Raw genomic sequence first — 23,924 nt, 5'->3', positions numbered from 1 at the left:
ACGGCGGCAGCCGAGGAGGCGACGACAGTCGACGACAATCTCATGACAATATCCCTTCAGGGACGGGCCTGCCGTCCCAATACATTGTGACCGCACCCTAATACCTACTCCAAAAAAGGGAACTTTGGTTACGCAGCCGCCGAAAAATTTTGCGAACGAGCCTCATCAGCAAGTCACGCAGACGCGGGCTGGACAACACAGGAAGCGGGGAATGTAGAAACGGCTGGCAACATGCATCCGTGGGCGTCAGCATGACGAACGTACGATCGCGCCCGAGGTGGATCAGCGGAGCGTCATTGGCCGGAGAGTTCCTATGGAGCGGACGTTGCAGAAGCTGATAGAAGCGCTGAACGATACAGAACAGCAGGGATGAGGAAACACATGACAGCCAAGCGCGTGGTGTTCACCGGGGGAACGGGCAAGGCCGGGCGTCATGCCCTGCCGCATCTGCAGAGCAAGGGCTACGAGCTCCTCAATGTCGACCTCGAGCCGTTCGATCATCCCGGCATCAATACGCTGATCGCCGATCTTGCCGACAGCGGCCAGGCCTTCAATGCGCTGACCACGCATTTCGGCCGCGGCGGCTTTGCGGCCGGCCGGCCCGCACAGGCGCCGGATGCGGTGGTGCATTTCGCCGCGATCCCGCGGGTGCTGATCGAGCCCGACAACGAGACTTTCCGCGTCAACACGATCAGCACCTACAACGTCATCGAGGCCGCGGCCAAGCTCGGCGTGCGCAAGATCATCATCGCCTCCAGCGAGACGACTTACGGCGTGTGCTTTGCCGAGGGCGACAAGGACTTCCACAGCTTTCCGCTCGAGGAGGATTACGACACCGACCCGATGGACTCCTACGGGCTTTCGAAGGTCGTCAACGAGAAGACGGCTCGCGCGTTTGCGATGCGCTACGGCATCGACATCTATTGTTTGCGCATCGGCAACGTCATCGAGCCGCATGAATACGACATGTTCCCGCGCTTCCTCGCCGACCCGCCGTCGCGCAAGCGCAATGCGTGGTCGTACATCGATGCCCGCGACCTCGGCGAGATCGTGCATCTGGCGATCGCCAAGGACGGGCTCGGCTTCCAGGTGTTCAACGCGGTGAATGACACGGTCACGGCCAACATGCCGACGCGGGAGCTGCTGCAGCGCTATTGCCCCGGCGTGCCGGTGACCCGCGAGCTCGGCGAGCGCGAAGCGCCGCTGTCGAACCGCAAGACGCGCGAGGTGCTCGGGTTCAAGGAGGAGCACGACTGGCGGAAATACGTGAAGGCGGGGTAGGGCGAAATCCTATCCCGTCGCGGGACACGTTAATGGCATTGCCCCGTCATTCCGGGGCAATCGTCGAGGCGCAACCGCGTAGCGGATGCGCGTCGGCGATTGAACCCGGAATCTCGAGGTTGTTGGAAATAGACGCAAGCCAATTTCGAGATTCCGGGTTCAAGGCCTGCGGCCTTGCCCCGGAATGACGGGAGCTTGGAACGAAGAGGACGTCGCGCGAGCTGGATCGCGATATCGAGGCACCGGGCTTCGGGCTCACGCCATCCGCCGCCGGATGGCCAGCATCGCGAGCGACAGCACGATCGTGCCGAGGATGAACACCGCGGCGGCGGAGACGATCGCCGGGCTGATGTTCTCGCGAATGGTGGCGAACATCTGCCGCGCCAGGGTGCGCTGGTTGGGGCCGGCGACGAACAGGGTCAGCACGACCTCGTCGAGCGAGGTCGCGAACGCGAACAGCGCGCCGGAGATGATGCCGGGCAGCGCGATCGGCAGGGTGACCGAGACCAGCACCGTCGGTGGCGTGGCCCCGAGGCTGGCGGCGGCCTGCTCCAGGCGGATGTCGACGCCCTGCAGCGCGGAGGAGACATTGACCAGCACGAACGGCACGGCCACGACGGTGTGGGCGATGATGACTCCGAGATAGGTGTTGGTGAGGCCGTAGCGCGCGAACATCAGCTGCATGCCGACGCCGAGCACCACCGCCGGCACGACCATCGGCAGCAGGAACACCGTTCGCAATGTCGAGACCAGCAGCGACGCGCGCCTGCCGCGCAGGCCGAGTGCGGCGAGCGTGCCGAGCAGGGTGGCGAGCACCGTGGTGCCGGAGCCGATCAGCAGGCTGTTCACGATCGACAGCCGCCAGGACTCGGCGGTGACGAGCTCCTTGAACCAGCGCGTCGAATAGCCTGATATGGGATAGTTGAGGAAGACGCTGTCGGTCAGCGACAACGGCAGCACGGCGACCAGCGGCCCGAGCAGGAAGATCACCACGAACGCCGCGAATATGAGCTTGATGATCGGCAACGGCCTCATGCGCGCTGCTCCTCGACCGTCAGCCGCATATAGATGGCATAGAGCAGGATCGTCATCGCCAGCAGCACCAGACCGAGCGCGCCCGCCATGCCCCAGTTCGCCGCGCCCGTTGCGTAATAGGCGATGACCGACGAGATCATCTGGTCGTTGGCGCCGCCGATCAGCGCGGGGGTGATATAGTAGCCGAGCGCGGCCATGAACACCAGCAGCGCGCCGGAGACGACGCCGCGCATCGACAGCGGCAGCAGCACATGAAGGAAGGCGCGCAGCGGATGCGCGCCGAGCGAGGCCGCCGCCGGCATGAGGTTGCGCGGGATCGCGATCAGCACGCTGAAGATCGGCAGCACCATGAACGGCAGCAGCACATGGGTCATCGCGATGACCACGCCGAGCCGGTTGAACATCAGCGGCACCGGTGATGACGTGAGGCCGAGCCCCTTCAATGTCGCGTTGATCAGGCCGTTGTCCTGTAGCACGACGTACCAGGCGGCGGTGCGCACCAGGAGCGAGGTCCACAGCGGCAGCAGCACGGCGCCGAGCAGCACCTGCCGGCGCCATCCTTCGACCGAGGCTGCGACCATCGCATAGGGCAGGCCGATCAGGATACAGGCAAGCGTTACCAGCGCCGAGGTCATGAAGGTCCGGATCATGATCAGCCGGTTGGCCGAGGCGCCCTCGGGCATTGCCGCGATGTTGCCGGATGCATTGCGTTCGAGATCGACGGCCGCGAGCAGGTTCTTGTCGGTCCAGGGCGAGGCGACGGCCTCGGCGATGGTCACCCACCAGGACGTCTCGCTCCAGCGTGAATCGATCGCAGTGAGATCAGTGGCGCCGCTGCCGTCGAGCGCGCGCCGGGTCTTGCCGAGCAGGCTGCGGAAGCCGGATTGCGCGCTGTTGAGGCGGCGGACGAGATCGCCGAACTGCTCGTCGTTCTTCAGCGCGCGGATGTCCTCGGCAAACGCGGTCTGAGCGGAGGCGGGCGGCGCGCCGCTACGATCCCAGCCGGACAGCGCTTTCGCCGTGCGCGGCAGCGCCTCGGTCGCGACGGGATCGGACACCGCCGACTTCATCATCGTCACCAAGGGGACGACGAAGAACGACAGCATGAACGCCAGCAGCGGCGCGAGCAGCAGGGCCGCCTTCAGGCGCTGGCCGAGGTCTGGTCGCATGATCCCACCACCCAGACATCCGACGCCGCAAAGGACAGCGCGACGTCGCGGCCCACCTCTGCCGCCTCGCTCATGCGGTCGCCCTTGATGATCAGCCGCTGCTCGCCGACAACAGCCACGAGGCGCATGTGATCGCCGAAATACACGGCGTCGAGGATGCGCGCGGTGACGCGGTTCGCCGTCGCCGCGGCGTGATCGTTGATCCGGATCGCCTCGGGCCGGATCGAAACCCGCACCTTGCCGCCGTCGATGCCGGCAGCGCCGGCATGCGCCGACAGCGTGAGCCCGCCGTCCGTCGTCAGCCGGACCGTTTCGCCGGCCTGCTCCTCCACCTTGCACGACAGCAGATTGGTCTCGCCGATGAACTCGGCGACGAACGGCGTGCGCGGCAGCTCGTAGATCTCGCGCGGCGTGCCGATCTGCTCGATCCTGCCGTGGTTGAACACGGCGATGCGGTCGGACATCGTCAGCGCCTCGTCCTGGTCGTGCGTCACGAACACGATGGTCAGGCCGAGCCGGCGATGCAGGTCGCGGATGTCGAGCTGCATCTGCTCGCGCAGCTTCTTGTCGAGCGCGCCGAGCGGCTCGTCCATCAGCACCACCTGCGGCTCGAACACCAGCGCACGCGCCAGCGCGACGCGCTGCTGCTGGCCGCCGGAGAGCTGCGCCGGCTTGCGCTCGGCCATTGCCGACAGCTTGACCATGTCGAGCACGCGCGCGACGCGCGTCGCGATCTCGGCCTTCGGCGCGTTGCGCATCTTCAAGGGAAAGGCGATGTTGTCGCGCACGCTCATATGCGGAAACAGCGCGTAGTTCTGGAACACCACGCCCATGTTGCGCCTGTGCGGCGGCAGTCCGTCGACCCTGGCGCCGTCCACAGCGATCGTGCCGCTGGTCGCCTGCTCGAAGCCGGCGAGCATCATCAAGAGCGTGGTCTTGCCGGAGCCGGAGGGGCCGAGCAGGGCGATGAACTCGCCGCGCGCAATGTCGAGATCGAGACGGTCGACGACGGTCAGCGGCCCGAAGCGTTTGACCACCTGCCGGAACGAAATGAAGGGGCTGTCCATGTACGCTGGCTTTCGGCGCTGGTCACGCCGCAACTCATGACCGAGGCGGGCGGACGCGCGACGGATCGCGCGCCCGATTGACGAGGGACCTCAGCGCGCCAGCCAGGCGTTGAAGCGCTTCGACAGCTCTTCCGAATTGTCGGTCCAGAAGCCGACGTCGAGCGCGATCGCCTGCTTGAGATTGTCGGGCGTGGTCGGCAGCTCCGCGGCGTACTTCTCCGGCACCAGCTTGGCGGCGGCGATGTTCGGCAGGCCGTAGGCGATGTATTCCGGCAGCTTGGCTTGGTTGTCGGCTTGGCTCGCAAACGCGATGAAGTTCATCGCGGCGTCCTTGTTCGGCGAGCCCTTCAGCACCACCCAGCTGTCGACGGCGTAGATGCTGCCCGGGAAGACGAAGCCGAAATGCTTGCCCTCGGTGCGGTTGATGGCGGTGATGCGGCCGTTATAGACCGAGGTCATCGCAACCTGGCCCGATGACAGCAGTTGCAGCGGCTGCGCGCCGGCCTCCCACCAGACGATGTCGGCTTTGAGCGCATCGAGCTTCTTGAAGGCGCGCTCGACGCCCTCCTTGGTTTTCAGCACCTTGTAGACGTCGGCCGTCGGCACGCCATCGGCCATCAGCGCGAATTCGAGCGTGTACTTGGCGCCCTTACGCAGGCCGCGCTTGCCCGGAAACTTCTTGGTGTCCCAGAAATCCGCCCAGGTCTTCGGTCCATCCTTGATCTTGTCGCCGTCGAACGCCATGCCGGTGGACCAGACGATGGCGCCGACGCCGCAATCGCTGACGCCGGCCGGGATGAAGCCGTCCTTGCCGCCAAGTTTGCTCCAGTCGATCTTCTCATAGATGCCGTCGCTGCAGCCGAGCTCCAACTCCTCGGCTTCGACCTGCACCGCATCCCAGTTAGGCACGCCGGCCTTCACCTTGGCCTGCAGCACGCCATAGCCGCCGTCCCAGCTCTCGTCGAGCACGGTGGCGCCGAGCTTGGCGGCGAACGGCTGGAAGTAGATCTTGCGCTGCGCGTCCTGATAGTTGCCGCCCCACGACACGACGGTGAGATCGCGCGCCTGCGCCGAGGCGATCACGCCGAGCAACGCGGCTGCAGCCACCAGCGCCGTCTTCGACACGGTTGCAACTGCGCCTCTGGCCGTCCGATCCGTCGTGTTCGACACCATTGCCGTCGTGGAGGTGGTCCGCAGAAAAAGCATGCTCGATGATCCCAGGCGCTTGAAATGTTCAAAAAAGCTATCGGCTCGACCAAGCCGTGGCAAGCGCGAGTTTTGATCGTCACATGATGCTATTTTGGCGTTCATGCACTGCATCAGCGGCGTTGCAGCGACGCGCGGGCGCGCCAGCCTCTCGTGGCAGGCCGCCGGCTTCGCGCGAGTGCGGGTCCGGCCGTCGTGATCAGCAGCTATCGTGGTTGTGGTGTCACCCGATGTCCGTCTCGGCCGACGGCGCCTCCTCATATCTCAGGAGGTCTCCGGGCTGGCAGCCCAGAAACCGGCAGATCCGCTCGAGGGTCTCGAAGCGCACACCCTTCACTTTGCCCTGCTTGAGAAGGGAGAGGTTGGCCTCGGTGATCCCGACATATTCAGCGAGGTCTTTGGACTTCACATTGCGTTCGGCGAGCATCACGCCCAGCCGCACTCGGATCGGCATGTGCTGTCCTTCAGACGAACTGATTGTTTTCGTCGGCGATCTCCAGCGCCTCGGTCATCACCCAGGCGATGACCGCGACCGTCCCCGAGAAGATCAGAGCTAGCAGCGTGTCCGATCCCATGCTCAGCGCGAGGGTCTTCGGTCCCGCCGGCTGTTGCAGGCTCAGGACGACGGACAGCGCCGCAGCAGCGAGTGGCTTCAACAGGGCTGATGCTGCGACAGCGGTCGCGAATGCACGGAGCTGTCGGATCGAGTCCCGCGAGAAGATGCGGCCGGCGGCGAAGGCATCGAAGCAACGACGTCCGCTCAAGAGGCCCCAGATCAGCGTGCCCAGCGGGATCATGGCGATGGCGAATGCGAGCGCGCGTGTGGACGGGTCGATCTCGGTCACCGGAGCATGCGGAATTCCGGCCTGGCTGAACAGCGTGTGTGTCGGCGTCACGGCCCAATAGATTGCCATGGCCGCGGCAAGCAGAGCGGATGTCGCGAGGCAGCCCGCCGACATCAATCGGCTGAGCCGCCGAATGCGATCGCCGCGCCTGTCGTGCGCGGCAGTCGTGCCGAATGTCTCTGCTGTCTGCGTCATGGTCGAACGGCTCCGCTGTTGATGGGTCTCTCGACGACCTGGCGATAGGTTGATCCAAAAATTATCGTTTGACAATAATTTATTTTCGCACGACAGATCTGTCCTCCGCTCGACTGCGGCTCTGCGCGACCGGTCTCACCCTCTCCTGGAGGGGGAGGGTCGATCGCGGGCGGCACTCCAAGCTGCGCGTGCGGAATCGGGAACGTGCGCGAGGCTGCCAGATGCGATTCCGAAGAAACACATCGTCCACTCACTCAGGAGCCATTTCATGTCTCGTTGCCTGGCCAAACTGACCCCCACGGTCGTCGTCTTCGCGTCAGCTATCGCGGCGACGTCGCCATCCAGCGCCGCGCCGTCCACCTCCCAAGGCCAGATATCGGTCGCCCAGGTGATTCAGATGCTGGAGAAGGCGCCGACCGACCGCACGGCCCAGCAGGTTCTCACCGCCTACCTTGCCGGCGTCGGCGAGGCCGCCGGCGCAGTCGCCAGCATGGGGCGCGCGACCTGCCGGACATCGTTGAACTTGAGTGCCGCGCAGGCCGGTCAGGCGCTGAGCTCCGCTGCCGCAGCGCCCGATGCGGCGCAAACACCGGCAACGCCCTTGATCGTCAGGGACATGCTCGATCGCGCAGGATGCAAGCGGCCGTGAGCCGTTCCGGCGCCGCAGTCCGAGCACCAACGCCGATCGTCCGCATCGATGTCGTCACGTCGCGCCGTGACGCGGCTGTCTGGCGCCATGCCGTCGATTAGTCCGACGCGATGCTCGCGTCGAAGCGTTGACGCGAGGCCTTGATCTCGGCGTGATGCTGCTCGGCCCAGCCGATCAGGTGTGACATCGGCCCGAGCAGGCTCCGGCCGACGTCAGTGAGGCTGTATTCGACGCTGGGCGGCACCGTCGGCAGCACGCGGCGGGCGATCAACCCGTCGCGTTGCAGGTCGCGCAAAGTCTGCGTCAGCATCCGCTGCGAGATGTCGCTGATCTCGCGCCGCAGCTCGCCGAAGCGGTGCGGCCGCCAGCCCAGCACGGCCAGGATGAGCAGGCTCCATTTGTCGCCGATCTGATTGATCACCGTGCGGATCGGGCAATCGTCGATCGAGGCGAACTTCGCCTTCCAGCGGCTGGAGCCGTCGTCGCCGGGTCCATCAGTCGTCGCTGCGACACGAGGGGCAGTTCCCTTCATGTGCCTATCTCCCAGAAAACTGCCTTCTTTCGGCGGGTCATCGCGGTTCCTAATGTAGTGCTGGTCTCGAAACGAGACTTTAGGGCGACTGCGGCCGAAAGCCAACGTCCTGCCCATCCCAGCCCCTCGTAACGAAGGTTAACGATGTCTCCATCCGTTCTCGTCTCCGGCGCCGCCGGGCAGCTCGGCCGCGCCGTGATCCGCCACCTGCTGACCACGCTCGGCGTGCCGGCCTCCCGCATCATCGCCACCACCCGCAAGCCGGAGCAGTTGCAGGCATTGGCGGCGCAAGGCGTCCAGGTCCGCAGCGCCGATTTCGACGATGCAGGCTCGCTTGTCGCGACGTTCGCCGGGGCGGAGCGGATGCTGCTGATCAGCACCGATGCGCTCGACCGGCCGGGCCGTCGGCTGCAGCAGCACAAGAGCGCGATCGCGGCAGCCGAGCAGGCCGGCGTCGGTCACGTCGTCTACACGTCGATGCCCAAGCCCGAAGGCTCGCCGATCCTGATCGCGTCGGATCACGCGCTGACCGAGGCCGCTCTGCAAGAGAGCCGGCTCGCCGGCTGGACCGTGCTGCGCAATCACTGGTACTTCGAAAATCTGATGAGCTCGTTGCCGCAGATCCTCGGTTCGGGCCGCTGGTTCACGGCGGACCAGGGTGGTGCGAGCGCCGACATCGCGCGCGACGATCTCGCGCGCGCGGCGGCGACGGTTCTCGCCGGCAGCGCCGGCGGCAAACAGATCTTCACGCTCAGTGGTGGGGAGGCGCTGACCAAGGCGCAGAAGGCGCAGATCATCTCGGCCGCGTTGGGCAAGCCGATCGAGGTGGTGCAGGTGCCCCTCGAAGGTCTCATTCAGGGCATGGTCGGCGCCGGACTGCCGCGACCGCTGGCGGAGGTGTTCGCGTCGTTCGAGCCGAATACGGCTCAGGGGCGGGTCGCCGAGGTGACGGACGATTATCAGACGATCACCGGCGTTGCGCCGCAGAGCTTTGCCGATTGGGTCGAGAAGACCAAGCCTGCGTTCACATGAGGCCTGGTGTGGCGGGCCTGGCCCGCCACACTGTCGCCATCAGACGCCGTCGGCGCCTGAGCAGCAGGGCGCGGCGGACGGGTCACGTCCCTGGCGATCGACCACCAGCGCCAGCGTCGTCGGTGTCGTGCCCAGACGCTGGGGCGGGGCCGGGAGGCGGTGTGTGGCGCGGTGCGCGCCGATGCGCTCGAAACCCTCCGCCGTCTTCATCAGCCGGGCTGCCACCATTTGATTCAAAAAATCCATGCTGCAACTCCTAAAGGTCAGATGACCCGGCGGCCTGGTGCGGGAAAGGCCGCCGGGTCGGCGCAACGTGATGGAGTTGGCGTCCTCCATCCCGCTGCGCTGGTCTGTGATCCGTTTCACAGTTCGGTAGAATTGATCGTGAAACGGATCATCGGTGGAGCGTGATGGGGACGCCGACTGTCGATTGTCTCTACGAATCAAGGGACGATCGCGTTTCTCGACGTTCGACATCACGCGCGTTCACATTCCTGTTTACTCCGCGGGTTGGGCCGCCACGGTGCCGTGGCCGTCATGCTGGACGAGCGGCCGCATGCCGGTCAGCGTCCGCAGCAGCACGTAGAACACGGGCGTCAGGAACAGGCCGAACACGGTGACGCCGATCATGCCGGAGAACACCGCGATCCCCATCGCACGCCGCATCTCGGAGCCCGCGCCGGTCGACAGCACCAGCGGCAGCACGCCCATGATGAACGCCATCGAGGTCATCAGGATCGGCCGCAGCCGGAGACGGCTGGCCTCGATCGCGGCGCGCAGCGGCGTGCGTCCGGCGAATTCGAGCTCGCGCGCGAATTCGACGATCAGGATCGCGTTCTTGGCGGAGAGGCCGACCAGCACGATCAGGCCGATCTGGGTGAAGATGTTGTTGTCGCCCTTCGAGATGTAGACGCCGGCCATTGCCGCCAGCAGCGCCATCGGAACGATCATCAGGATCGCCAGAGGGAGCGTCAGGCTCTCGTAGAGCGCGGCCAGCACCAGGAACACCAAGAGGATCGCGAGCGGAAATACCCAGAGACCCGAGTTGCCGGCGATGAACTCCTGATAGGTCAGGTCGGTCCATTCGAAGGCGAAGCCCGGCGGCAGCACTTCCGCCGCGATCTTCTCGGCCGCTGCCTGCGCCTGGCCCGACGAGAAGCCCGGCGCCGCCGCGGCGTTGATGTCCGACGACAGGAAGCCGTTGTAGCGGATCGCGCGCTCGGGACCTGCGCTCTGGCGGACGTTGAGCAGCGCCGACAGCGGCACCATCTCGCCCGTGGACGAACGGACCTTGAGCTGGCGGATATCGTCGGCCCGGGCGCGGAACGGCGCGTCGGCCTGCACGCGCACCGAGTAGGTGCGGCCGAACTTGTTGAAGTCGTTCACGTAGTAGGAGCCGAGGTAGATCTGCAGGGTGTTGAACACCTCCGTCACGGGAACGCCGAGCTGCAGCGCCTTGGTGCGGTCGATGTCGGCGAACAGTTGCGGCACGTTGACCTGGAAGCTGGAGAACGCGCCGGCGATCTCCGGTGATTTCTGCAAGGCGCCCATGAAGGCGGTGGTGACGTCGTTCAAGGCTTCGTAGCCACGGCCGGCGCGGTCCTCGATCTGCAGCTTGAAGCCGCCGATCGTGCCCAGGCCGTTGACCGGCGGCGGCGGGAACATCGCGATGAAGGCGTCCTGGATCCCCGCGTATTTCTTGTTGAGCTCGAGAGCAATCGCGCCGCCCGACAGCGACGGATCCTTGCGCTCGTCGAACGGCTTCAGGCCGGAGAACACGATGCCGGCATTGGAGGAGTTGGTGAAGCCGGAGATCGACAGGCCGGGAAAGGCGATCGAGCTCTCGACGCCTGGCTGCGTCAGCGCGATGTCGCTCATCTTGCGGATGACTTCCTCGGAGCGATCGAGCGTGGCGCCGTCGGGCAGGCGGGCGAAGCCGACCAGGTACTGCTTGTCCTGGCCCGGCACGAAGCCGCCCGGCACCTGCTTGAACAGGACGGCGGTGGCGCCGATCAGCAGCACGTACAGGATCATCACCGCGGCCTTGGCCGTGATCACCCTGGAGACGCTGCCGCTATAATTGTCGGAGGCGCGGACGAAGGCGCGGTTGAAGCCGCGGAAAAACCAGCCGAGCGACTTGTCGAGGACGCGGGTGAGGCGGTCCTTCGGGTCGTGATGGCCCTTCAGCAGCAGTGCCGACAGCGCCGGCGACAGGGTCAGCGAGTTGACGGCCGAGATCACCGTGGAGATCGCGATCGTCAGCGCGAACTGCTTGTAGAACTGTCCCGTCAAGCCGGAGATGAAGGCCAGCGGCACGAACACGGCGATCAGCACCAGCGCGATCGCGATGATTGGGCCGGACACCTCGCGCATCGCCTGATAGGTGGCGTCGCGCGGCGACAGCCCCGATTCGATGTTGCGCTCGACGTTCTCGACCACGACGATGGCGTCATCGACGACGATGCCGATCGCGAGCACCAGGCCGAACAGGCTGAGCGCGTTGATCGAGAAGCCGAACAGATGCATCACCGCGAAGGTGCCGACGATCGAGACGGGCACCGCCAGCAGCGGAATGATCGAGGCGCGCCAGGTCTGCAGGAACAGGATGACGACGATCACGACCAGCACGATCGCCTCGAACAGCGTGTGCACGACGGCCTCGATCGAGGAGCGCACGAACTGCGTCGGGTCGTAGACGATGTGATACTCGACGCCTTCCGGCATCGTCTTCTTGATCTCGGCCATGGTGGCGCGGACGTTGTCGGAGATCTGCAGCGCGTTGGAGCCGGGCGCCTGGAAGATCGGGATCGCCACCGCCTGCTTGTTGTCGAGCAGCGAGCGCAGGCCGTATTCGGAGGCGCCGAGCTCGATGCGGGCGACGTCGCGCAGCCGCGTGACCTCGCCATGCGCGCCGGTTTTGACGACGATGTCGGCGAACTGGTCCTCGTTGGAGAGACGGCCCTCGGCATTGACCGAGAGCTGCAGGTCCAGTCCCTTGACGTTCGGCGACGCGCCGACCACGCCGGCGGCGGCCTCGACGTTCTGCGCCTGGATCGCCTTGACGATGTCGGAGGCCGAGAGGCCGTGCTCGGCGGCCTTCTGCGGATCGACCCACACCCGCATCGAATAGTCGCCGGCGCCGAACAGCTGCACGTCGCCGACGCCGTCGATGCGTGCCAGCCGGTCCTTGACGTTGAGCACCGCGTAGTTGCGCAGATAGGTGGTGTCGTAGCGGCCGTTCGGCGAGTTCAGGTGCACGACCATGGTGAGGTCGGGCGAGCTCTTCTTGGTGATGACGCCGAGCTGGCGGACGACGGCCGGCAGCCGCGGCTCGGCCTGCTGCACGCGATTCTGCACCAGCTGCGTCGCCTTGTCCGGATCGGTGCCGAGCTTGAAGGTGACGGTGAGCGTCATCGCGCCGTCGGTGGTCGCCTGGCTGCTCATATAGAGCATGTTCTCGACGCCGTTGATCTGCTCCTCGATCGGCGTCGCCACCGTCTCGGCGATCACCTTGGGATTGGCGCCGGGATAGGTCGCGCGCACCACCACGGACGGCGGCACGACGTCGGGATATTCCGAGATCGGCATCGAGAACAGGGCGATCAGGCCGCCGAGAAAGATGAGCGTCGACAGCACGCCTGCGAAGATCGGCCGGTCGATGAAGAATTTGGAGAGGTTCATGGAAGGCCCCGTGGTCGGGAGGTCAGTAGTTGTTGTCCAGATAGCTCGATCGGCTGGCCCGGTGCCCATCCTCCCCTGGAGGGGGAGGGTCGGCTCACATGAGCGCAGCGAATGCGAGCCGGGGTGGGGTGGCGGCCCCTCCGCTCATGCGGTGCTCAACGTGATCGTGGTCGCCGCTCCAGAGAAACGAAGGGCAGCCGGCAGATCGCGCATCGCTGAGACCGTCACCCCACCCCGCCGCGCGCTTTGCGCGCGCCGACCCTCCCCCTCCAGGGGAGGGTGGGCAGCGCGTGTGTGGTGACGGCCTTTGTCCGACATGATCAGCGCTGTGCCAGTTGCTTCCCGTCCACCGCATCCCGCGCGCCCATCGCGGCCACCTGCGTCTTCAGCAGCGCGCCGGGGCGCACCCGCTGCAGGCCGTTGACCACCACGCGCTCGCCCGGCTTCAAGCCCGCCGAGATGATCCGCAGACCCTCGACACTGCCGCCGAGCGTGACCGGCCGGTACACCGCGCGCTCGTCGTCGCCGACGACCATGACGAACTTCTTGTCCTGGTCGGTGCCGATGGCGCGCTCGTCGAGCAGAACGAGCGATTGCTGCTGCGGCTGGCCCATGCGGACGCGGGCGAACTGGCCGGGGATGAGCGTGCCGGTCTCGTTCCTGAACACGGCGCGGACGCGGATGGTGCCGGTCTGGCCCTGCACCTGGTTGTCGATCAGCTGGATGTGGCCCGATGCGGTGGTGCCGCCCGAGGTCGTCATCTCCACCGGGATGCGGTCGAGATTGCCGCGCTTGCCGGAGGCGTCGGCCACGGCGGCCAGCGCGCGCAGCACGACATCCTCGGTGGCGTCGAAGCTCGCATAGATCGGATTGACGGAGACGAGGTTGGTCAGCACCGGTGAGGCCGAGCCGGCGGCGACGAGATTGCCGACGGTGACCTCGATGCGGCCGACGCGGCCGTCGACCGGCGCGCGCACCTGCGTGTAGTCGAGATTGAGCTTGGCCGCCTGCAGCGCCGCCTCGGCGGCCTTGACGTTGGCGATCGCCTCGCGATTGCCGTTGTCGCGCTGGTCGAAGTCGCGTTTGGTGACGATGGAGCTGCCGACCAGCTGTGCGCCGCGCTCCAGCTCGTTGGCGGCGAAGGACGCGCGGGCGCGGGCGGCTTCGAGCTGCGCCTGGGCGCGATCGACCTCGGCGGCGTAGGGCGCGGGGTCGATCTTGAACAAGACGTCGCCGGCCTTCACCAGCGAGCCCTCGGTGAAATTGGTGGCGAGAATGGCGCCGGCCACGCGCGGCCGGACCTCGACCCGCTCGACCGCTTCGAGCCGACCCGAGAACTCGTCCCACAGGCTGGCCTTGCGCGGCTCGATGACGGAGACGGTCACCGGCACGGCCTGCTCCGGCGCCGCGGCGTGAGCCGCCTGCGGCACGGGGCTGAAATGGAAATACTGCGAACCGGCGTAAGAACCGGCGGCGATCACCACGCCGGCGACGGCAACGGTGCTCAGCCACCGCTTCAGGCGGCTGGGGGAACTTGGTTCGGGCGAAGGCATTGTCGCGCTCCAGATTTGTAGTGCTCACTACAGATGTGGCGCTGGCAACCCGTTCGCAAGAGACTTATGTATCGGATGCTACGAAAATCCTAGATGGAACTTTGGCGGCTGCGGCAGATCAAAGAAATGGCTAGGAATCGCAACTAGATAAAAAACACCTCGGGGCGGAGACAAAGTAGGAGAATTGCAGATGGGCATCGGACGGCCCCGGACATTCGACCGCGACATCGCGCTGGACCAGGCGATGGAGGTGTTCTGGCGGCACGGCTATGAGGGCGCGACCATCGCCCAGCTCACCGAGGCCATGGGTATCAATCCGCCCAGCCTCTATGCGGCGTTCGGCAGCAAGGAGGCGCTGCTCAAGGCCGCGCTCGACCGTTACACCCTGCGCGGCGAGGCCTGGATGGCGGAGGTGTTGAGTGCCCCGACCGCGCGCGAGGTCACGTCACGCATGCTGATGGGCGTCGCCGAGAAGCAGACCGACCCGTCCAATCCGCCCGGATGCCTCTTGGTGCAAGGCGGTCTCGCCTGCGGCTCCGGCTCGGCCAACGTGCCGTTCGAGCTGGCCGCGCGCCGCGCGAAGACCGAGGAGCAGCTCCGGCATCGCTTCGAGCGGGCGAAGGCGGAGGGCGATCTGGGTCCGAGCGCCGACCCCGCCGCGCTCGCGCGCTACGTCTCCGCCGTCATCACCGGCATGAGCGTGATGGCGTCCTCCGGCGCCGATCGCGAGGCGCTGACGCAGGTCGCGGCGGTTGCGATCAAGGCGATCGAGGATCAGTCGGTGCGAAGCTGATTGGCCATGGAAGCATGGTGCGGTCGCCGATTGCTCGAGGCACGTTGAAACAAGGCCGGCGGACGCATAAAGTTATGGCGGTTCGTGCGGGAGGTCCCAGTGGGTAAATCGGTCGCCGCCTCAGACGTTCAAAAGGACTTCGGCCTTTGGCACGATCAGGCCCTCAAGGAGCCCGTGCAGATCACGCAGTCGGGGCGTGAGACGATTTATCTCGTGTCTGCGGAGACCTTTCATCAGCTCTGGGCTTCCTACAGACGAGCCGGATCGACGCTCGAGCTTTCCGAGGCCGATCTGGCGATCATGAACAACGCCGAGGTCCCTTCTGAGCACGATTATGACTACGAGGACGATCCGAGCCCGGAGACGAATCCCGGCATCCGGCGCTGAGTTGCGCGGTGTTCATTCCTGACGAACCACAGGCCGGAATGGTCCTGAGCTATTCATTTCTCTGGAAACATGAACAAGAGCGCGGAGAGACATCAGGACGGAAGGACAGGCCGTCGCTGGTCGTCCTCATCAAGACTGGCATTGGCCCAGGGCGGTTGGTCTATGTTGTACCGATCACGCATGCTGCGCCGTCCATGGGCGATGTTTCCAAACTTGGCATTCCCTTGTCGATCAAGCAGCGGCTTGGCCTTGACGATGATCGGTCGTGGGTAGACGTCAGCGAGTACAACGCGTTTGTTTGGCCGGGGCTTGATCTGAGACCTGTCCGCGGACCGGCAGGACAGCGAGGCCCGTCCGAACAGACCTGCCTATACGGCTACGTGCCGGGCAAATACCTCGCGAAGATCAGAGAGGCTTTGAATCTTTACCGCCTCTCGCAAAAACCCAACGTGACGTTGAGATAGTTTCAGCCTGCTTGAGCCTATGCGCTGAGCGACGGGGCGCTCTGTCCCCGCGCGGTCTTGTGCTTGTGGACGCGATGCGGTCCCCTGCGGCTGCCTCATCGTCATCGCGCCAACAAAGAGCTTCTCCTCCATGCGTGTCTTCTCCGCCGCCCTCGCCACCGAGACCAACACCTTTGCGCCGATGCCGACGGGGCTCGCGACCTTCCACGAGCGCGCGTACTTTCCGGCAGGGACGCATCCGGACAAGATGCAGATGCATGGCGGGCCGCTCTGGGCGGCGCGGCAGGTCGGACCGTCCAAGGGCTGGACGCTGATCGAGGGGCTGGTGGCGGCGGCGGTGCCGAACGGGCTCGTCACGCGCGCGGCGTTCGAGACCTTGCGCGACCAGATCCTCGCCGACCTCAAGGCCGCGCTGCCGGTCGACATGGCGCTGATCGGGCTGCACGGCGCGATGATCGCCGACGGCTATGACGATTGCGAGGGCGAGCTGCTGTCGCAGATTCGCAAGATCGTCGGCCCCGACGTGGTGATCGGCGCGACGCTCGATCCGCACGTCCACATGAGCGAGCTGATGGTGGACAGCGCGGATCTCTTGATCTGCTGGAAGGAATATCCGCACACCGACATCCTCGAGCGCGCGCAGGACCTGGTGAAACACTGCACGGAACTGGCCGAGAAGCGGCTCGAGCTGCGCAAGGCGCTGGTCGACACCGACATGATCGTGACCCTGCACACGACGCGCGAGCCGGTGCGCAGCTTCGTCGACCGCACCACCGCGATGGAGGGCAAGGATGGCATCGTCTCGGTCTCGATCGTGCACGGCTTCGGCTGGGGCGATACGCCGTCCATGGGCACCAAGGTGCTGGTCTACAGCGACGCCGCTGAAGATCCCGATGGCGCCAAAGCGCAAGCGCTGGCGAGGAAGCTCGCGGATGAACTGATCGGGATGCGCGACGCCGTGACCGAGCGCATGCCCGGCGTCGATGCCGCGCTCGACCAGGCGCTGGCGAAGGACGGCACCATCGTGCTGGGCGATGCCAGCGACAATCCCGGCGGCGGCGCGCCCGGCGATTCCACCTTCATCCTGCGCCGCGTGCTCGAGCGGAAGATCGAGAACGTCTGCGTCGGCCCGATGTGGGATCCGATCGCGGTGCGCATCGCCTTCGATGCCGGCGTCGGCGCCAAGCTGCCCTTGCGGATCGGCGGCAAGATCGGCCCGCTGTCGGGCGATCCGGTCGATGCGACGTGGGAGATCAAGGCGCTGAATGAGAACATGGTGATGACGGGCCTCGCCGGCACGCCGGCCAAGCTCGGCGATTGCGCGCTGATCGCGAGCAACGGCGTCGAGGTCGTCATCACGACGTTCCGCTGCCAGGCGTTCGGGAAAGACTTCTTCACCCAGCTCGGCTGCGATCCGGCGACGCGCAAGCTCGTCGTGGTGAAATCCGCGCAGCATTTCCGCGCATCATTTGCGCCCATCGCGGCCGACATCATCATGGTCGATGCGCCCGGCGTGGTCGCGCGTGATGTGACGAAATTGCCGTACGCCAAGATCAAGCGTCCGAAATGGCCGCTGGATGAGCTGCCGCAACTCACGCGCGCATGATGTCCCAGAATGCGACGGCGTAGCGCGATGCTGTTAACGTTCGGAACGCGGCTGGAACGAACCGCGTCCGAATCAGCCGCGCATCGCGGTTTGAAATCTGTTCACGGCTAGATGTCGTGGTGTTCTGAGCAGACACGCAACATCCAGCGCGAGCGCTTGTCTCGCGCGGCTTTTCTTCACTTCAAACGTTAATCTCAGCGCGCGGCAAAGCTCACGTCGCCGACGATCCGAACCGCCGCATCCACGCCGCTCGCAAACCGATTGGCGTCGGCGAGAACGGCCCCGGCGGCGCGCGCGTGATCAAGGCGACGAGCAGCAGCGCGGCGATCGCAAGCCAGAAGCACAGCCAGAACGCATCGAGATAAGCGAGCACGTTGGCCTCGCGCTGCACCTGGGAGGCCAAGGTGCCGACCGCGCGTGCCTTGGCCTGGGCGCCGCCGTGGGCCGCGAAATAGCTGGTCAGCCGCTGCAGCGCGCGGGAGACGTCGACATCGCCGCTCTGAATGTTGAGGCCGAGATACGCCGAATGCACCTGCTCCCGCACGCGCAGCCACGTCCCCATCAGCGCGACGCCGATCTCGGCGCCGCCGAGCCGCATGATCTGGATGTAGGCCGCGAACGATGTCGCGCGCGCCGGATCGGAATTCGACAGCGCCATGATGATGATCGGTAGCAAGGTCAGCGCCTGGCCGATCGACTGCAGCACGACGATGCCGATGAAGTCCTCGCGCGCCCAGGCATGGGTGAGCTGGGTGCCCCACAGATTGGCCGCCGCGAAGGCGCTGAACCCGAGCACGACGACGAGGCGCGCATCGACATGGCGCAGCATCCAGATCGACAGCGGCACCAGCACGATCAGCGGCAACGCACCGTAGATCAACAGCAGCGAGCCGCTCTGCTCGGGGCGAAGCTGCGTGATGGTGGCGAGGAAATTCGGCACCAGCGACGCGTTTGACAGGCTGGTCAGGGTGTACAGCAGGATCACCGCCAGCGAGAGCCCGATGTTGCGCGAGAACAGCACGTTGAAATGCGCCCAGGGCTGCGGGCTGAGGGCCTCGTTGACGAGGAAGAGAACGAACAGCACGGCGCCGCCGGCAAGCAGCGCCACCACCGTGCCGGATTGCAGCCAGTCGAGCCGGTTGCCCTGGTCGAGTCCGGCATAGATCATCGCCACGGCGCTGCCGAGCAGCAGCATGCCGCCCCAGTCGGCATTTCGAAGCAGCGTGCGATTCACCGGCTCGGCGGGCGTGCCGAGATAGACCATCGCCGCCATCAGCGGCGCCAGCACGACGCCCTGCCAGTACAGCCACTGCCAGCCGAGATGCTCGACATAGAAGCCGACCAGCGAGGTCGAGGTATCCAGCGCGAAGCCGACGCGGATGGAGTAGATCGAGATCGCCGGCAGCCACCAGCGGATCGGCAGGTTGCGGAAGACGATCATCAAGGTCGCCGGCACGAAGGTGCCGAGCAGCATGCCGTGGATGATCGCGAGCGTGATCAGGGTCGGGTAGTCGCGCACGAAGGGAATGATCAGCGACACCACGGCATAGATCAGGCTGGGAATGCCGAGCACGCGGCGCAGGCCGAACACGGTCGCGAGCCACGCCACCGCCGGCGCGATCAGGATCTGCGAGCCGATCGCCGCCGTCGACAGCCAGGCGCCCTCGTCGAAGCCGAGCGAGAACGCGCCGCGCAGATCGGGCAGGCCGACCGAGGTCAGCCGGCTGTCGAAATTGGCGAGAAATGAGCCGAGCAGCACGGCCCCGACCGCGAACAGCGGGTGTGCGGCCTGGCCGCCGCGCGACAGCGGTCCGCGATCACTCTCGCTTGCCGGCTCACTTGGCGCCATCGGCCGCGCCTGCGGTGCGGATATGGGTCACGACCGACATGCCCGGCAGCAGCCGTGCCAGCAGGGGCTGGTTGCCGTCGAGCGCGATGCGCACCGGAATGCGCTGCACGACCTTGGTGAAATTGCCGGTGGCGTTGTCCGGCGGCAGCAGCGCGAATTGCGAGCCGGAAGCCGGCGCGATCCGCTCGACCCGGCCGTGCAGCTTCTCGCCCGGGAACGAATCGACGGTGACGTCGACCGGCTGGCCCGGCGCGACATGCGTGAGCTGCGTCTCCTTGTAGTTGGCGATGACGAAGACCTGCGGCAGCGGCACCACGGCGATCAGGCTGCTGCCGATATTGACGTAGTCGCCGACCTGGACCTGACGCTGTCCGACGACGCCGTCGAACGGCGCGGTGATCCTGGTGTAGCCGAGCTTGAGCCGCGCCGCGGCCAGCGCGGCCTTTGCGCCCGCCAGATCTGCGCCGCGCTGCTTCTTGGTGCCGGTGAGCACCTCGAGCTGATGACGCTGCGCGGCGATCACCGCGCGGCTCGCGCGCACGTCCGCTTGCGCCTTGGCATAGGCCGCCGTCGCCTGCTCCAGCCGCTGCTTGGTCCCTGCCTCGCTCTGCGACAGCGATTGCTGGCGCTCCTCCTCCTGGCGGGCCAGCACCTCGGCGGCGCCGGCCGAAACCTGCTGCGCTTCGGCCTGGGCGATGGTCGCATATTGCAGCTCGACCTGGTTGCTGAGATTGTCGAGCGCTGCCTGCGCCGCCTCGACATTGGCTTCAGCCTGCGAGACCTGCGCCTGATAATCCGCCGGATCGATCTGGACCAGGAGGTCGCCGGCCTTGACCTGCTGAAAATCGCTGACCGCAACCTTCGTCACCTCGCCGGCGACACGGCTGGAAAGCTGGGTCAGGTCGGCGCGGACATAGGCGTCGTTCGTCGTCTGGGTCGTTGCATTGCCGGTCCACGCCGTCCAGCGGCTGGTCGCGAGCGCCACGAAGGCAAGCGCGACGATCACGGCGAGCAGCGGAATGGCGAGACGCGCCCACAGGCCGGGTGCTGCGGCGGGCGAGGGGGGCTGCGTCGATGCCGCGCGCGAAGCAGTATCGACGTTGCTCGATGTTTCGCTCACGACACCGCCTCCTGCATCGCCAGACGCTGATCACGCCGGACGACTTGTACTGCATTCCGCGCCACGCGGCACCCGTACTCGGGGTTGGGAGGCATGCGCTATAGGTCCGCCGATATCCGGGGCGCCGAATGGAACTTGCACGCTCGGCCGGCCAGCGGTCGTGACGGCACTGCTTCACACCAGGTTCGCGCTTGGAGATGCTGGCCTAGACCGGCTCTGCAACCGGCGCGGGCGCGATGTCCCGGAATGCGACGCTGCTGCGCGTGGCCGTTAACGTTCGGAACGCGGCTGGAACGAACCGCGTCCGAATCAGCCGCGACTCACGGTACGGGACTTGTTCACGGCTAGATGTCGCCGCTGCGGCTGCAATGCCAACAACATCCGGCATCGACCTCTCATCGTCAGCCACGCCTGGGACTGCGGAGGTTAATCGATCTCCGCTCGCGCGGTTGTAGCGATGAACGGCATTGCCGAGATGGAGCTTCGCAGCGGGCGCCTTGGCACCTGCATTTGCCTCCGCTGCAACCCCGACCTATGCTGCGGCGCGTGCTGCGTTCGGGCTTCACCACTTCATCTCCGGGACGAAGGCGTCGCGACGCATGGGAACGAAGGGCGCGATCCTGATCGCCGGCGGCGCCGGCTATATCGGCGCTCACTGCTGCAAGGCGGTCGCCGACAACGGCTTCACGCCGGTCTGCTATGACGATCTGTCGACCGGCCATCGCAGCTTCGCGCAATGGGGGCCGCTGGTGGTGGGCGACATCGCCGACAGCCGCGCCGTCGCGGAGACCATCCGGCGCTACGACGTCCAGGCAGTCATGCACTTCGCGGCATCGAGCGCCATCGGCGAATCCGTCGTCGACCCGCAGAGATATTATCGCAACAACGTCGCCGGCGCCTTGGGCCTGCTGGAGGGCATGCGCGAGGCCGGCTGCCGGCGGCTGGTATTCTCCTCGACGGGCGCGGTGTATGGCGAGGCCGGACCGGATCCGATTCCGGAAAGCGCGGCCGGCCGGGCCGTCAATCCCTATGGCCGCTCCAAATACATGATCGAGCAGATCCTGGCCGATTATCACGCGGCCTACGGGCTGTCGGCGACGGCACTGCGCTATTTCAACGCCTGCGGCGCCGACGCAGCGGGACGGATCGGCGAGCTGCGCGATCCCGAGACGCATCTCATTCCGCGCGCGCTGATGGCGATCCTCGGCCATGTCGGGGATTTTGCGATCTTCGGCACGGATTACGACACGCCCGACGGCACCGCGGTGCGCGACTACATCCATGTCGACGACCTTGCCGCCGCTCACATTGCCGCGCTGGAGCGGTTGCTGGCGGGGGATGCCGGCGGGACCTACAATCTCGGCACCGGCCGCGGCCATTCGGTGCGCGAGGTGGTCGATGCGATCCGCGAAGAAACCGGCGAGCACGTGCCGCTGGTGGTGCGCGAACGCCGCGCCGGCGATCCGCCGATCCTGGTTGCCGATTGCCGCCGCGCCGCGCAGCAGCTCGGCTTCATGCCGAAGCGCTCCGATCTCGCCACCATCATCCGCTCGGCCTGGGCGTGGCACCAGAGCGCGCATCCGCGCCGCGCGTGAGGCGCTGCGGTCAGGAGAGGTCCTTCGGCGCCGAGGAGGCTACGCCGCCGCCGGCGGCGTGTGCGCGAAGGCGTCCATCACCGTCATCTCCACGTGCTCGTCCTCGACCGACCAGCGGCCGATCTCGGCGTCGTCGCGGAAGAAGTGCACGCTGTGAACCGGTGAGCGGTGATCGTCGCCGCGGATCATCCGGAGCAGGGTTTGCGCCACGCGGCAGTGATCGCCGGGGAGCCTGAGGTCGAAGAATGCGTCGCCATAGCCCGGCAGCTTGGTGCCGGCCGAATCGCGAACTTCCATGCGCAACTGTGCCATACTCGCATTCAACGCCAGCAACGGTTTCCGCCCGGTAAATGCCGCCGGGCCGCGCATAGTTTGAAGCGTCGATCATGGCGTGATCATGTCGCGCGCGACGCCTCGTGGCGCGGTGATCTCCTTCCAGGTGGAATTGGCGACATGCACCGGCGGGAAAGCCGGCCGCTCGACGTAGCGGCCGTCGCCGGCGTCCGCGCGCAGCTCACCGTCGCGCCAGGCGATGCGGCCGCGCGACACCGTCACCGCCGGCCCGCCGGTGCAGGTGAAGCCTTCGAACACGTTGTAGTCGATACGGCTGACCTGTTTGCTCGCGCTGATGGTCTTGTGCGCGGCCGGGTCCCACACCACGAGGTCGGCGTCGGAGCCGGCCATGATGGCGCCCTTGCGCGGGAAGACGTTGAGGATGCGCGCGATGTTCGCCGAGGTGACCGCGACGAACTCCTCTTTCGTCAGCCGCCCGGTGGCGACGCCCGCGCTCCACAGCAGCGGCATGCGGTCCTCGAGTCCGCCGGTGCCGTTCGGGATCCTGCGGAAGTCGCCGCGGCCGAGCCGCTTCTGTGCCAGGGTGAACGCGCAATGATCGGTCGCGACCACTTGCAGCGAGCCCGATTGCAGCCCGGCCCACAGGCTGTCCTGATGCGACCGGTCGCGGAACGGCGGCGACATCACGCAGGCCGCGGCCTGGTCCCAGTCCGCGGCGCGATACTCGCTGTCGTCGAGCAGCAGATGCTGGATCAGCGGCTCGCCATAGACCCGCTGGCCGGCGGCGCGGGCGCGGGCGATCGCCTCATGCGACTGGCGGCAGCTGGTGTGCACGACATAGAGCGGCGCGCCGGTCATGTCGGCGATCATGATGGCGCGGCTGGTCGCCTCGCCCTCGACCTCCGGCGGCCGCGAGAAGGCGTGGCCCTCCGGCCCGTCGATGCCGCGCGCCAGCATCGCCTCCTGCATCCGCGCCACGACGTCGCCGTTCTCGGCGTGGACCAGCGGCATCGCGCCGAGCTCCGCGCAGCGCGCGAACGAATTGTAGAGCTCGTCATCGTCCACCATCAGCGCGCCCTTGTAGGCCATGAAATGCTTGAAGGTGTTGATGCCGTAGGTCTGGACGACGATCTCCATCTCATCGAACACCTGTTTCGACCAGGAGGTCACGGCCATGTGGAAGCCATAGTCGGCCGCTGCCTTCTCCGACTTGCGCCGCCAATCCTGATAGGCCGCGAGCATCGACTGGCCGGGATCGGGGATGCAGAAATCCACCACCATCGTGGTGCCGCCTGACAGCCCCGCCTTGGTGCCCCATTCGAAATCGTCGGCCGACACCGTGCCCATGAAGCCGAGCTCGAGATGGGTGTGCGGATCAATGCCGCCCGGCAGCACGTAGCAGCCGCCGGCATCGATCACCTCGGCCGACAGCGGCGGCTCGATCGCGGTGCCCACGGCGAGAATGCTCCCGCCCTGGATCAGGACGTCGGCGCGCCGCGAATGATCATGGTTCACCACCGTGCCGCCGCGGATGAACAGTGACATGGGTTGGGTTGCTCCGATCGCTCGAT

At 66.3% G+C, this 23,924-nt stretch carries 22 protein-coding genes; 8 read left to right on the top strand and 14 right to left on the bottom strand.

Features of this window, described 5'->3' with window-relative positions; translation table 11 throughout:
• Positions 1 to 381 precede the first annotated feature (381 nt).
• Complete coding sequence (locus QXZ94_RS20015; RefSeq protein ID WP_315721859.1) at positions 382 to 1,281, top strand: NAD(P)-dependent oxidoreductase; 900 nt, start codon at positions 382 to 384, stop codon at positions 1,279 to 1,281.
• Positions 1,282 to 1,536: 255 nt separating this feature from the next.
• Here QXZ94_RS20015 and QXZ94_RS20010 read toward each other — a convergent pair whose 3' ends face one another.
• The 6 genes from QXZ94_RS20010 to QXZ94_RS19985 form a co-directional block, all read right to left on the bottom strand.
• Positions 1,537 to 2,316 carry an ABC transporter permease gene (locus QXZ94_RS20010; RefSeq protein WP_315721858.1) on the bottom strand — a complete coding sequence of 260 codons (780 nt, stop codon included), beginning with the start codon at positions 2,314 to 2,316 and terminating at the stop codon, positions 1,537 to 1,539.
• Positions 2,313 to 3,422 carry an ABC transporter permease gene (locus tag QXZ94_RS20005; protein ID WP_315726399.1) on the bottom strand — a complete coding sequence of 370 codons (1,110 nt, stop codon included), beginning with the start codon at positions 3,420 to 3,422 and terminating at the stop codon, positions 2,313 to 2,315. Before QXZ94_RS20005 ends, QXZ94_RS20010 begins: the two co-directional genes overlap by 4 nt.
• Positions 3,423 to 3,457: 35 nt before the next feature.
• Positions 3,458 to 4,552, bottom strand: a complete 1,095-nt coding sequence (locus QXZ94_RS20000) for an ABC transporter ATP-binding protein (protein WP_315721857.1) — start codon at positions 4,550 to 4,552, stop codon at positions 3,458 to 3,460.
• Positions 4,553 to 4,642: 90 nt separating this feature from the next.
• A complete protein-coding gene (locus tag QXZ94_RS19995; protein ID WP_409998575.1) occupies positions 4,643 to 5,758 on the bottom strand; it encodes an ABC transporter substrate-binding protein in 1,116 nt (371 codons plus the stop codon).
• 223 nt (positions 5,759 to 5,981) lie between these two features.
• Positions 5,982 to 6,212, bottom strand: a complete 231-nt coding sequence (locus QXZ94_RS19990; protein WP_172113245.1) for a helix-turn-helix domain-containing protein — start codon at positions 6,210 to 6,212, stop codon at positions 5,982 to 5,984.
• A gap of 10 nt (positions 6,213 to 6,222) precedes the next feature.
• Entirely contained in the window at positions 6,223 to 6,798 is a 576-nt protein-coding gene (locus QXZ94_RS19985; protein ID WP_315721856.1) for a DUF2975 domain-containing protein, read from the bottom strand.
• Between the two features lie 268 nt (positions 6,799 to 7,066).
• Here QXZ94_RS19985 and QXZ94_RS19980 point away from each other — a divergent pair, with 268 nt between their 5' ends.
• Positions 7,067 to 7,447 (top strand): chlorophyllide reductase, encoded by a 381-nt coding sequence (locus QXZ94_RS19980; RefSeq protein WP_315721855.1) that lies wholly within the window; start codon positions 7,067 to 7,069, stop codon positions 7,445 to 7,447.
• Between the two features lie 97 nt (positions 7,448 to 7,544).
• On the opposite strand, the gene QXZ94_RS19975 is transcribed toward QXZ94_RS19980, so the two are convergent.
• Positions 7,545 to 7,979 carry a helix-turn-helix domain-containing protein gene (locus QXZ94_RS19975; protein ID WP_315726395.1) on the bottom strand — a complete coding sequence of 145 codons (435 nt, stop codon included), beginning with the start codon at positions 7,977 to 7,979 and terminating at the stop codon, positions 7,545 to 7,547.
• A gap of 144 nt (positions 7,980 to 8,123) precedes the next feature.
• On the opposite strand from QXZ94_RS19975, the gene QXZ94_RS19970 reads away from it, so the two are divergent.
• Positions 8,124 to 9,011, top strand: coding sequence for an SDR family oxidoreductase (locus QXZ94_RS19970; RefSeq protein WP_315721854.1), 888 nt, complete (start codon positions 8,124 to 8,126; stop codon positions 9,009 to 9,011).
• Positions 9,012 to 9,050: 39 nt separating this feature from the next.
• Here QXZ94_RS19970 and QXZ94_RS19965 read toward each other — a convergent pair whose 3' ends face one another.
• From QXZ94_RS19965 to QXZ94_RS19955, 3 genes are all read right to left on the bottom strand, one after another.
• Entirely contained in the window at positions 9,051 to 9,257 is a 207-nt protein-coding gene (locus tag QXZ94_RS19965; protein ID WP_315721853.1) for a hypothetical protein, read from the bottom strand.
• Positions 9,258 to 9,509: 252 nt separating this feature from the next.
• Complete coding sequence (locus tag QXZ94_RS19960) at positions 9,510 to 12,692, bottom strand: multidrug efflux RND transporter permease subunit (protein ID WP_315721852.1); 3,183 nt, start codon at positions 12,690 to 12,692, stop codon at positions 9,510 to 9,512.
• 320 nt (positions 12,693 to 13,012) lie between these two features.
• Positions 13,013 to 14,245, bottom strand: coding sequence for an efflux RND transporter periplasmic adaptor subunit (locus QXZ94_RS19955; protein ID WP_315721851.1), 1,233 nt, complete (start codon positions 14,243 to 14,245; stop codon positions 13,013 to 13,015).
• 190 nt (positions 14,246 to 14,435) lie between these two features.
• Between QXZ94_RS19955 and QXZ94_RS19950 the strand changes: the two genes are divergently transcribed.
• The 4 genes from QXZ94_RS19950 to QXZ94_RS19935 all read left to right on the top strand — a co-directional run bounded on the left by QXZ94_RS19950 (position 14,436) and on the right by QXZ94_RS19935 (position 17,495).
• The gene (locus QXZ94_RS19950; RefSeq protein WP_315721850.1) at positions 14,436 to 15,038 is read left to right on the top strand and encodes a TetR/AcrR family transcriptional regulator; all 603 of its coding nucleotides are present in this window, start codon (positions 14,436 to 14,438) and stop codon (positions 15,036 to 15,038) included.
• Between the two features lie 99 nt (positions 15,039 to 15,137).
• Positions 15,138 to 15,425 (top strand): type II toxin-antitoxin system Phd/YefM family antitoxin, encoded by a 288-nt coding sequence (locus QXZ94_RS19945; RefSeq protein WP_315721849.1) that lies wholly within the window; start codon positions 15,138 to 15,140, stop codon positions 15,423 to 15,425.
• An 8-nt stretch (positions 15,426 to 15,433) separates the two neighbouring features.
• Positions 15,434 to 15,889, top strand: coding sequence for a plasmid maintenance toxin (PemK-like) (locus tag QXZ94_RS19940; RefSeq protein ID WP_315721848.1), 456 nt, complete (start codon positions 15,434 to 15,436; stop codon positions 15,887 to 15,889).
• Between the two features lie 130 nt (positions 15,890 to 16,019).
• Positions 16,020 to 17,495: a M81 family metallopeptidase gene (locus QXZ94_RS19935; protein WP_315721847.1), complete on the top strand. Its 1,476-nt coding sequence runs from the start codon at positions 16,020 to 16,022 to the stop codon at positions 17,493 to 17,495.
• A gap of 211 nt (positions 17,496 to 17,706) precedes the next feature.
• Here the strand turns inward: QXZ94_RS19935 and QXZ94_RS19930 are convergent, their stop codons facing one another.
• Complete coding sequence (locus QXZ94_RS19930) at positions 17,707 to 19,344, bottom strand: MFS transporter (RefSeq protein WP_315721846.1); 1,638 nt, start codon at positions 19,342 to 19,344, stop codon at positions 17,707 to 17,709.
• On the bottom strand, positions 19,331 to 20,464 hold the full coding sequence (locus QXZ94_RS19925; protein ID WP_315721845.1) for an HlyD family secretion protein: 1,134 nt from the start codon (positions 20,462 to 20,464) through the stop codon (positions 19,331 to 19,333). The genes QXZ94_RS19930 and QXZ94_RS19925 overlap by 14 nt, the downstream gene beginning before the upstream one ends.
• A 599-nt stretch (positions 20,465 to 21,063) precedes the next feature.
• Here QXZ94_RS19925 and galE point away from each other — a divergent pair.
• On the top strand, positions 21,064 to 22,059 hold the full coding sequence (gene galE, locus QXZ94_RS19920) for a UDP-glucose 4-epimerase GalE (protein WP_315726393.1): 996 nt from the start codon (positions 21,064 to 21,066) through the stop codon (positions 22,057 to 22,059).
• 39 nt (positions 22,060 to 22,098) lie between these two features.
• Here the strand turns inward: galE and QXZ94_RS19915 are convergent, their stop codons facing one another.
• Both QXZ94_RS19915 and hydA read right to left on the bottom strand, forming a co-directional pair.
• The gene (locus QXZ94_RS19915; protein ID WP_315721844.1) at positions 22,099 to 22,356 is read right to left on the bottom strand and encodes a hypothetical protein; all 258 of its coding nucleotides are present in this window, start codon (positions 22,354 to 22,356) and stop codon (positions 22,099 to 22,101) included.
• 87 nt (positions 22,357 to 22,443) lie between these two features.
• Positions 22,444 to 23,898 carry a dihydropyrimidinase gene (gene hydA / locus QXZ94_RS19910; RefSeq protein ID WP_315721843.1) on the bottom strand — a complete coding sequence of 485 codons (1,455 nt, stop codon included), beginning with the start codon at positions 23,896 to 23,898 and terminating at the stop codon, positions 22,444 to 22,446.
• Positions 23,899 to 23,924 lie beyond the last annotated feature (26 nt).

This window comes from Bradyrhizobium sp. SZCCHNS2022, from assembly GCF_032377575.1.
Taxonomy (GTDB): Bacteria; Pseudomonadota; Alphaproteobacteria; order Rhizobiales; family Xanthobacteraceae; genus Bradyrhizobium; species Bradyrhizobium aeschynomenes.
The sequence above is the reverse complement of the archived record's forward strand: the minus strand, read 5'-3'. Positions and strand labels throughout refer to the sequence as shown.